The organism is Gaetbulibacter jejuensis, assembly GCF_039524015.1.
In the GTDB taxonomy this organism is placed as follows: domain Bacteria; phylum Bacteroidota; class Bacteroidia; order Flavobacteriales; family Flavobacteriaceae; genus Gaetbulibacter_B; species Gaetbulibacter_B jejuensis.
In genome coordinates, this window is record NZ_BAAAGF010000003.1 from 498,280 (window position 1) to 507,001 (window position 8,722).

9 protein-coding genes and 1 rRNA gene are annotated in these 8,722 nt (G+C 32.4%); 8 read left to right on the forward strand and 2 right to left on the reverse strand.

Going from position 1 to position 8,722, the window contains the following annotated elements:
* Positions 1 to 3 precede the first annotated feature (3 nt).
* Together ABD011_RS11960 and ABD011_RS11965 are read left to right on the forward strand one after the other, a co-directional pair.
* Complete coding sequence (locus ABD011_RS11960) at positions 4 to 891, forward strand: alpha/beta hydrolase (RefSeq protein ID WP_343798543.1); 888 nt, start codon at positions 4 to 6, stop codon at positions 889 to 891.
* A gap of 131 nt (positions 892 to 1,022) precedes the next feature.
* Positions 1,023 to 1,484, forward strand: coding sequence for a hypothetical protein (locus tag ABD011_RS11965; RefSeq protein WP_343798545.1), 462 nt, complete (start codon positions 1,023 to 1,025; stop codon positions 1,482 to 1,484).
* A gap of 4 nt (positions 1,485 to 1,488) precedes the next feature.
* Here the strand turns inward: ABD011_RS11965 and ABD011_RS11970 are convergent, their stop codons facing one another.
* The gene (locus ABD011_RS11970) at positions 1,489 to 2,178 is read right to left on the reverse strand and encodes a hypothetical protein (RefSeq protein ID WP_129760373.1); all 690 of its coding nucleotides are present in this window, start codon (positions 2,176 to 2,178) and stop codon (positions 1,489 to 1,491) included.
* Positions 2,179 to 2,463: 285 nt separating this feature from the next.
* On the opposite strand from ABD011_RS11970, the gene trmD reads away from it, so the two are divergent.
* The 6 genes from trmD to ABD011_RS12000 all read left to right on the forward strand — a co-directional run bounded on the left by trmD (position 2,464) and on the right by ABD011_RS12000 (position 8,545).
* A complete protein-coding gene (gene trmD / locus ABD011_RS11975; RefSeq protein WP_129760374.1) occupies positions 2,464 to 3,141 on the forward strand; it encodes a tRNA (guanosine(37)-N1)-methyltransferase TrmD in 678 nt (225 codons plus the stop codon).
* A 291-nt stretch (positions 3,142 to 3,432) separates the two neighbouring features.
* On the forward strand, positions 3,433 to 3,783 hold the full coding sequence (gene rplS / locus ABD011_RS11980) for a 50S ribosomal protein L19 (protein ID WP_129760375.1): 351 nt from the start codon (positions 3,433 to 3,435) through the stop codon (positions 3,781 to 3,783).
* Positions 3,784 to 4,469: 686 nt separating this feature from the next.
* Positions 4,470 to 5,042, forward strand: coding sequence for a pentapeptide repeat-containing protein (locus ABD011_RS11985; RefSeq protein ID WP_343798548.1), 573 nt, complete (start codon positions 4,470 to 4,472; stop codon positions 5,040 to 5,042).
* A gap of 95 nt (positions 5,043 to 5,137) precedes the next feature.
* Positions 5,138 to 7,363, forward strand: coding sequence for an NADP-dependent isocitrate dehydrogenase (locus ABD011_RS11990; RefSeq protein ID WP_343798550.1), 2,226 nt, complete (start codon positions 5,138 to 5,140; stop codon positions 7,361 to 7,363).
* A gap of 143 nt (positions 7,364 to 7,506) precedes the next feature.
* Positions 7,507 to 8,325 carry an N-acetylmuramic acid 6-phosphate etherase gene (murQ, locus tag ABD011_RS11995; RefSeq protein ID WP_343798552.1) on the forward strand — a complete coding sequence of 273 codons (819 nt, stop codon included), beginning with the start codon at positions 7,507 to 7,509 and terminating at the stop codon, positions 8,323 to 8,325.
* Positions 8,315 to 8,545: a DUF6095 family protein gene (locus ABD011_RS12000; protein WP_243832958.1), complete on the forward strand. Its 231-nt coding sequence runs from the start codon at positions 8,315 to 8,317 to the stop codon at positions 8,543 to 8,545. Before murQ ends, ABD011_RS12000 begins: the two co-directional genes overlap by 11 nt.
* 94 nt (positions 8,546 to 8,639) lie before the next feature.
* On the opposite strand, the gene rrf is transcribed toward ABD011_RS12000, so the two are convergent.
* A 5S ribosomal RNA gene (gene rrf / locus ABD011_RS15770) occupies positions 8,640 to 8,722 on the reverse strand; the annotation flags it as partial.

Below are 8,722 nucleotides of genomic sequence, written 5' to 3' on the forward strand. Positions count from 1 at the left end.
ATAATGATATTTATAACATCTAAAAAACTACTTATTGCTACTTGTCTTTTGTTGATTTTTCAAAATATATCACTTGCACAAAAATTAGACCCAAAAGGACGTGATAGCTTTAAACCAGACCATATCATTAATTCTAAAATCACAAACAAGGACTATTTAATCCATATGTCTTTTCCAGAGAACTACTCTATTCAGGACAGCATAACTTATCCTGTGCTTTATGTTTTGGATGGGAAAAGCACATTTGGATATTTCGAATCATCTTACATTGATTATGAAAAAATAGAAGATGTGATTCTTGTTGGAATCAGCCATAAGGTAAATGGAATAGAATCAAACATTAATAGATTTAATGACTACACACCGTATCGTGACACGATAACCGAAAGAAGAATTGAGAAAAAATTTGGTGTAGAAGAAGGAACAGTCAAAACTGGTAAAGCTGATAAATTTTTAGCATGTCTTAAAAAAGAAATTGTACCATTTATAGATAAACACTATAAAACAAATTCCGATAGAGGGATTTCAGGACATTCTCTTGGAGGTCTGTTTACGGCATATTGTTTTGTAAATTCTGATAATTACTTTACAAGATTTGGTATAAACAGTCCGTCATTTCAACTTAACGAAGAAATCTTTTTAGAACCAGCAATTATTAAATTCACAGATAACCAAAACTGGAATATTGTTCCAACCAAAGTTTTCATTTCTACTGGAGAAAATGAAAGCCCAATGATGGTATCAAATATGATTAAATTTAGTATGTTCCTTAAAAAAAGAAACTACGATAATGTTGATATAGATTGGTACATTTATAGAAACGAAACTCATACATCAGTAATCCCTTTTTGTTTAAACGGAACACTGTCAACACTATATGGAAAAGAGTAATACAATAGAGTAATCACATTACATTTGATTTCCTAATCGAAAAGTCCTCTAAAATTTACTAACTTCGTTTAACTGTCGATATAGATAATCCATATCTTTATTATTTAATGCATTTGACCAAAAATTGTGAAATGAACAGAAATCAGAGAAACATATTAGCTGAAAACCTTCGACACTATCTATCTGGAACAATAACTAACTTTGAGTTTATGAATAGAATTGAGCCTATTTACCCAACAGACGATAAAGGAATTCGAGCAATTGAAAGCGAATTTTGGTTTTACTACGATGATTTAAGGGAACACAGAAATCTCGGAAAACATAAGTTGACTGATGAAACGGAAAAATACATCAAACGATTTATTCTATTTCTAAAATCGGACAACGAATACGAATGGAAAGACCAAAAGTTTCCGAATCCCATTAAATGGTTTTTAAATTTAATAACGTTCGGAATTTATTCTAAATATTCGGACGAAAAAGAATTGGAAAACATTGAAGATGGAGACGAAAGAGTATGGCCATTTTTTCGACAATCTGAATTTGAAAAAGAAATTAATGAACCAAAATATCTGAATAAAAAAACAACCTAAAAGTTTAAGATATTTTAATTTTTAAATACTTTGTTTCAGATATATACTCTAATAATGCATAAATAAACAATGCAATTCCTAGCATTTCCAATAACTCCTCAATGGTATAGAAAAAGCAGTACCAAAAATTAGAAACACCGTATAGCTCATCAAAATATCCTGAAACCGCTTCAAAAACAATAGCTCCTGTTATAAAAATGAGTCCTGATACAACAAACAACTTTTTGGTTTCAATTGGCAATCTATTAAACCATTTTATATAAAAAACAGCTATTATTAAAAACAATATGGCATAAGGTATGTACCAAGAGTAGTATAAGAGTCCTGTAGTTTGTAATAAATTATGTGTCGGGTTCCATAAATATTCATGTATTCTAGTAAACTCGTCAACTGCTAAAAACAAAAACACAAAAGATAACCCTAACCAATCGATATATTTAAGGTTCCTTTTCTTATTTCGCATTGCAATAATTAAAAGCAACAAACTAGCTATTGATATAGCTAACGTAGAGTAAAATGTTGGTAGGTTTTCTTCTAAATCAAAATCAAAAAAGACGATTATAATTTCAACTATTCGAGGTTTGGGAAAATCACTGAATTTTAAAAAATTAACAATTATATTACCAATTAATAATAAAAAAATAACAATTAATAACTTCTTAAAAAAAAACTCAGGTTTTATTTTAAACTTCATAACGCTACACTTTAAAATCCTTCTTCAAGCATTAATTTATATGCTTTCACTCCATTTATCACTAAAACAATATTTGCTTTTTTATTCTGAATCCTCAAAAACACCGACAAAAAGCACGTTTTTTTGTTTAAAAGATATTTTTTTAACAAAAATTATTGCAAAACATCAATATTAGACCCATGAAACATCTATAAATTATTGAATCCATACTATTTATAATTGAAGTTGATTACCTCCTAAAAACATAATCTAATTAAACCTATCTTTGCAGCCAATACTTAAAACATGCGCATAGATATTATAACCGTTTTACCTGAGCTATTAAGTAGTCCGTTTGAAGCCTCTATACTTAAACGAGCTATTGATGCTAACTTGGTAGAAGTTCATTTTCATAACCTTAGAGATTACACAACCGATAATTACAAGTCTGTAGACGACTATCAGTTTGGTGGTGGAGCAGGAATGGTCATGATGATTGAACCTATTGACAAATGTATTTCTGGTTTACAAGCACAACGCAAGTATGATGAAATTATTTATATGACACCTGATGGTGAACGCTTAAACCAAGGTATTGCTAACCAACTGTCCTTACACGAAAACATTATTATATTATGTGGTCATTATAAAGGTGTTGATCAACGCGTACGTGATAAGTTTATTACCAAAGAAATTTCAATTGGCGATTATGTGTTATCTGGTGGCGAGTTAGGAGCTGCTGTATTATGCGATGCTGTAATACGTTTAATTCCTGGTGTATTGGGTAATGAAACCTCTGCCCTAACCGATTCGTTTCAGGATAATCTTTTAGCACCTCCAATATATACTAGACCTCGTGAGTATAAAGGTATGCAAGTACCTGAAATTTTGTTTAGTGGTAATTTCCCTGAAATTGAAAAATGGCGCGAAGAACAAGCCTACAAGCGTACACAAGAGCGCAGACCTGATTTATTAGAGGAGTAACACAATATTAAATATCCTTCTTAAAAGTGAAAGACTAGGTAGTGTTATTGTGTTAAGGATAGAAATGGCATCCTTTTTACGTCAGTCAAGGCTTGACGAAGACACGTAAAAAGATACAATGGATAGCCTGACCAAGACAAGTGTTTACACTTTGGCTTGGGAACACCAAAAAATTATTAATTATTAATTGTACGTTAGTATTTATTAATTATCTTTGCAGCCAATTTCAGATTAACCTCTGGCGAGATCCGTGAATGTTGGTTTGAATCAACCATTTTAAAATTAAACAAAATGAATTCTTTAGTAAAATTTGTACAAGACGAATTTGTAACAAGAAAAGACTTACCTGAATTTGGTGCAGGTGATACAATTACTGTATACTACGAAATTAAAGAAGGTAGTAAAACACGTACTCAGTTTTTTAAAGGTGTAGTATTACAACGTAAAGGATCTGGTACTTCTGAAACATTTACCATTAGAAAAATGTCTGGAACAATTGGTGTAGAGCGTATTTTCCCAATTAACTTACCAGCACTTCAAAAAATTGAAGTTAACAAAAGAGGTAAAGTTAGACGTGCAAGAATTTACTACTTTAGAGGTCTTACTGGTAAAAAAGCAAGAATTAAAGAAGTTAGAAAATAAGCACTTCAAACCATATAATAAAAAAGCCTTGATACTCTCAAGGCTTTTTTATTAACCATTGTTAATAACTTCGGTTCATAAATGGTTGATATCTAATGGTCTAAAAAATTTGCAATTTTCATTTCTTGACCTATATTAGCTAAACGATTAAACAACAACCTTGAGTTGGTCACCATAAAAAAGGTGTTAATGTTAAAGTCGGAATAAAGTAACGTTCTTTATAAAATTGTTTTTTGAGGTTTTGAAACAGCATGTGTATGCATGATTAAGTTGAAAAACCATGAAGCTTTTAAAAGTACTGTATGTTTAGGCAGACAAAAACTAGAAAAGTGGAAAGTACTCGAAGGTAACAGGAACGAAAGCGAATGTTAAGATAGGTGCAATGTTTTGAAAAGTAAGTAACGTGAAAACGAAGCTTAACAGACAAAACATCAAGAAAAACAATTAAACTGAAACATTGAATAACAAGTCAATACATTTTGAAAGTTATAGAGATGTTTCATTGATACTGTGAAACTTGAATTGAAAAAGACGATTGTGAATGTAAATTCCAATACGGCTGATTTAGCAGAAGTGTTAATTAGATCACGTAGTAACAGTTTCAGAGAAAGCCATGTCAAGGTAGTTAGCTACAATGATATGGCTTTTGTTTTTTTACACCTATATTTGATGTTTTAAACAATAATATGGACCTACCACTACTCTTAGATAAAACATTTAGCGCTGAAAACTACACAAAAACCCTTTTACCTAAAGCTGAATACGACAATTGCTCGTTTATAGATTGTGATTTTTCTAATGCTGATGTCTCAAATATTAGTTTCCTGGAGTGTGAGTTTACCAATTGTAACTTTAGTAATGCTAACATAAAACATACTACTTTCAATAATGTACAGTTCAACAATTGTAAACTTTTAGGGCTCCACTTTCATGATTGTAATGATTTTTTATTATCCTTTACATTCAATTCCTGTAGTTTAAATCTAGCTTCATTTACAAATCTAAATATTAAAGACACTCCTTTTTTAAACTGTAATTTACAGCAAGTAGATTTTACAAAAACCAATATTTCTAAAGCAATCTTTACGGATTGTGATCTTAAAAATGCTGTTTTTGATAACACCAACCTTGAAAAAGCCGACTTAAGGTCGGCAATTAACTACAGCATCAATCCAGAAATTAATAATATTAATCAAGCAAAATTTTCAAAAGAGCAAATTTTTGGGCTTTTAAACACATACAATATCATAATTGAATAATTGCCTATAAACTACAAGGGATAGCCACTTGAAATTATTATATTTGCAAGATTTTAAAAATACAAAGTTCATAAATAGATAAAATTTAACAACAAATGACAAAATCTTCTACTATATTTTATACAAAAACAGATGAAGCTCCAGCGTTGGCAACTCAATCTTTTTTACCAATTGTAAAAGCATTTACAAAATCGTCTGGAATTACTATAGAAACTAAAGATATCTCATTAGCAGGAAGAATTTTAGCAACCTTCCCTGACTTTTTAAAAGAAGACCAAAAAGTAGAAGACGCCTTAGCTAAACTAGGTGAACTTGTTAAATTACCTGAAACAAATATTATTAAATTACCTAATATTAGTGCTTCAATTCCGCAATTAACAGCTGCAATTAAAGAACTTCAAGAAAGAGGTTACAATGTACCTAACTATCCTGAAGATCCTCAAAATGACGAAGAAAGAGCTATCAAAGCACGATATGACAAAATTAAAGGGAGTGCTGTAAACCCTGTGTTACGTGAAGGTAACTCAGACAGACGTGCACCTAAAGCGGTAAAAAACTACGCTAAGAAAAATCCACATTCAATGGGAGCTTGGAGTTCAGACTCTAAAACTCATGTTGCTACAATGACTGAAGGAGATTTTGCACACAACGAAAAATCACTTACACTAGATAACGATACTAGCATAAAAATTGTTCATACAGACCAAAATGGTAATGAAACCATTTTAAAAGATAGTTTCCCAATTTTAAAAGGTGAAATCATTGATGGTACTGTAATGCACAAAAAAGCATTATTAAACTTTTTACAAGAACAAGTTAAAGACGCCAAAGCACAAGGAGTACTTTTTTCGTTACACATGAAAGCTACAATGATGAAGGTGTCTGACCCTATTATTTTTGGTCATGCAGTAAGAGTATTTTTTGCTAATGTGTATGAAAAATATGGAGATATTCTTGAAGAAATTGGTGTAGAAGAAAATAACGGATTTGGTAACCTTGTGTCTAAATTAGAAAAATTACCAGCCGACAAAAAAGCTTTAATCGAAGCTGAAATTAACGAAGCTTTCAATAATGGTCCTGCAGTAGCTATGGTAAATAGTGATAAAGGTATTACTAACCTACATGTACCAAGCGATGTTATTATTGACGCTTCAATGCCTGCAATGATACGTACTTCAGGTCAAATGTGGAATGCCGAAGGAAAACAACAAGATACTAAAGCTGTAATTCCTGATAGTAGTTATGCTGGTATTTACACAGCTACAATCGATTTTTGTAAAAAACATGGTGCTTTTGACCCAACAACAATGGGAACAGTTCCTAACGTTGGTTTAATGGCTCAAAAAGCTGAAGAATATGGATCGCACGACAAGACGTTTGAAATTACTTCTAACGGAACAGTAAAAGTTGTTGATGCATCAGGAAACACATTAATGGAGCACACAGTTGAAGCTGGTGATATCTGGAGAATGTGTCAAACTAAAGATTTACCAATTCAAGACTGGGTTAAACTTGCAGTAACTAGAGCAAGAGCATCACAAACCCCAGCAATTTTCTGGTTAAACGAAAATCGTGCTCACGATGCAGAGTTAATCAAAAAAGTTAACCAATATTTACCACAACACGATACTTCTGGATTAGATCTAAGAATTTTAGACCCAATTGCTGCAACGCAATTCACACTAGAACGTATTAAGGAAGGAAAAGATACCATTTCAGTAACAGGGAACGTATTAAGAGACTACCTTACAGACCTTTTCCCAATATTAGAAGTAGGTACAAGTGCAAAAATGCTATCTATCGTACCATTAATGAATGGTGGTGGTTTGTTCGAAACTGGTGCTGGTGGATCAGCTCCAAAGCACGTACAACAACTATTAGAAGAAAACCATTTACGTTGGGATTCTCTAGGTGAATTCTTAGCCTTAGCGGTTTCTTTAGAGCATTTAAGCGAAACTTTCAACAATAAGAAAGCCCAAGTTTTAGCTGACACTTTAGATGAAGCAACCGGAAAACTCTTAGAAAACGGTAAAGGACCTTCAAGAAAATGTGGCGAGTTAGACAATCGTGGGAGTCACTTCTACCTGTCAATGTATTGGGCTCAAGCTTTGGCTAATCAGTCAAACGACAGCGAACTAAAAACTATGTTCTCACCAGTTGCTAAAGCTCTTACCGAAAACGAAACCAAAATTGTTGACGAGCTAAATGCAGTTCAAGGTCAAACAACAAATATTGGAGGCTATTACCTAACCGAAGACGACATCGAAAGCAAAGTAATGCGACCAAGCAGCACCTTCAACAATATTATAAACTCAATTTAATATAAGAGCTCCTTTAATTAGGAGCTTTTTTATTTTTAGGGCGTTACCCTTCGGGTCATGCTGTCCGTTATATCTTTTTTGTAAAACAAAAAAGGATGCCACTACCATCATTAACGCAGCAAAAAAATCATTATTTTTGAGCTATGGACTTTACAAAAACCACAGAGCAAGATTCCAATTACAATCATCTAGAAAAGATGACAGTAAACCAGTTATTGACTAACATCAACAACGAAGACAAAACAGTCCCAATGGCTGTTGAAAAAGCAATTACTCAAATTGAAGCACTCGTAAAAGTAATAGTTCAAAAATTAAAAAATGGAGGTCGATTATTTTACATAGGAGCTGGCACAAGTGGCAGACTTGGAATTGTTGACGCGTCAGAATGTCCTCCAACATTTGGTGTCTCACACAATTTAGTTATAGCTTTAATTGCAGGAGGAGATACAGCAATAAGAAAAGCGGTAGAATTCGCTGAAGACTCAAAAGACCAAGCATGGAAAGACTTAAAGGAATATGAAGTCTCTAAAAAAGATGTAGTCGTTGGTATTGCAGCATCTGGTACAACACCTTATGTTATTGGTGGTTTAGAAAAATGTAATGAAGAAGGCATCGTAACTGGATGCATAACCTGTAATTATAAAAGTCCATTGTCACTTACAGCTCAATTTCCTATAGAAATTATTGTTGGTCCAGAGTTTGTTACAGGAAGCTCAAGAATGAAAGCAGGAACAGCTCAAAAACTTGTTTTAAACATGATTACAACAACCACTATGATTCAACTTGGCCATGTTAAAGGAAACAAAATGGTAGATATGCAATTGAGCAACAATAAGCTAGTTGATAGAGGTACAAAAATGATCATGAGCGAACTTAACATTCAGCAAGAGGAAGCACAACACTTACTAAATAAACATAAAAGTGTACGCTTAGCTATTCAAAACTATAAGCATGGAAACTAAACGAACAAATAAAGAAGTTTTAATACAAGGCCTAAAAAAAATGGGACTCTCTTTATTGTGTATGTTCCTTGGTCCTACTCTAATTTACATCGCATTTAGCAATCAAGAAAAACCACTCTATATTCCTATTTTAATTATTGGATGTTTAATCTGTGGGTTAGCTATTTTTTTTGCTTTTAAAGGCTTAAAAACTATTCTAGATAGTATGTTTAATAATTAGTAATTATACTATAATTTATTCTTAACAAATATCATCTATCATAACCCTTAAAAACAAAAAAAAAGCATTCATAAAATTATGAATGCTTTTCTAAAAAAGGCGATGACCTACTCTCCCACTGTTGCAGTACCATCGGCGCTAACGGGCTTAACTTCTCTGTTCGGAAAGGTAAGAGGT

Excerpts from the sequence above, each read along its gene's own strand:
- murQ (WP_343798552.1), top strand. The coding sequence starts at position 7,507 with ATGGACTTTACAAAAACCACAGAGCAAGATTCCAATTACAATCATCTA.
- rplS (WP_129760375.1), top strand. The coding sequence starts at position 3,433 with ATGAATTCTTTAGTAAAATTTGTACAAGACGAATTTGTAACAAGAAAA.
- ABD011_RS12000 (WP_243832958.1), top strand. The coding sequence starts at position 8,315 with ATGGAAACTAAACGAACAAATAAAGAAGTTTTAATACAAGGCCTAAAA.
- ABD011_RS11990 (WP_343798550.1), top strand. The coding sequence starts at position 5,138 with ATGACAAAATCTTCTACTATATTTTATACAAAAACAGATGAAGCTCCA.
- trmD (WP_129760374.1), top strand. The coding sequence starts at position 2,464 with ATGCGCATAGATATTATAACCGTTTTACCTGAGCTATTAAGTAGTCCG.
- ABD011_RS11965 (WP_343798545.1), top strand. The coding sequence starts at position 1,023 with ATGAACAGAAATCAGAGAAACATATTAGCTGAAAACCTTCGACACTAT.
- ABD011_RS11985 (WP_343798548.1), top strand. The coding sequence starts at position 4,470 with ATGGACCTACCACTACTCTTAGATAAAACATTTAGCGCTGAAAACTAC.
- ABD011_RS11960 (WP_343798543.1), top strand. The coding sequence starts at position 4 with ATGATATTTATAACATCTAAAAAACTACTTATTGCTACTTGTCTTTTG.
- ABD011_RS11970 (WP_129760373.1), bottom strand. The coding sequence starts at position 2,178 with ATGAAGTTTAAAATAAAACCTGAGTTTTTTTTTAAGAAGTTATTAATT.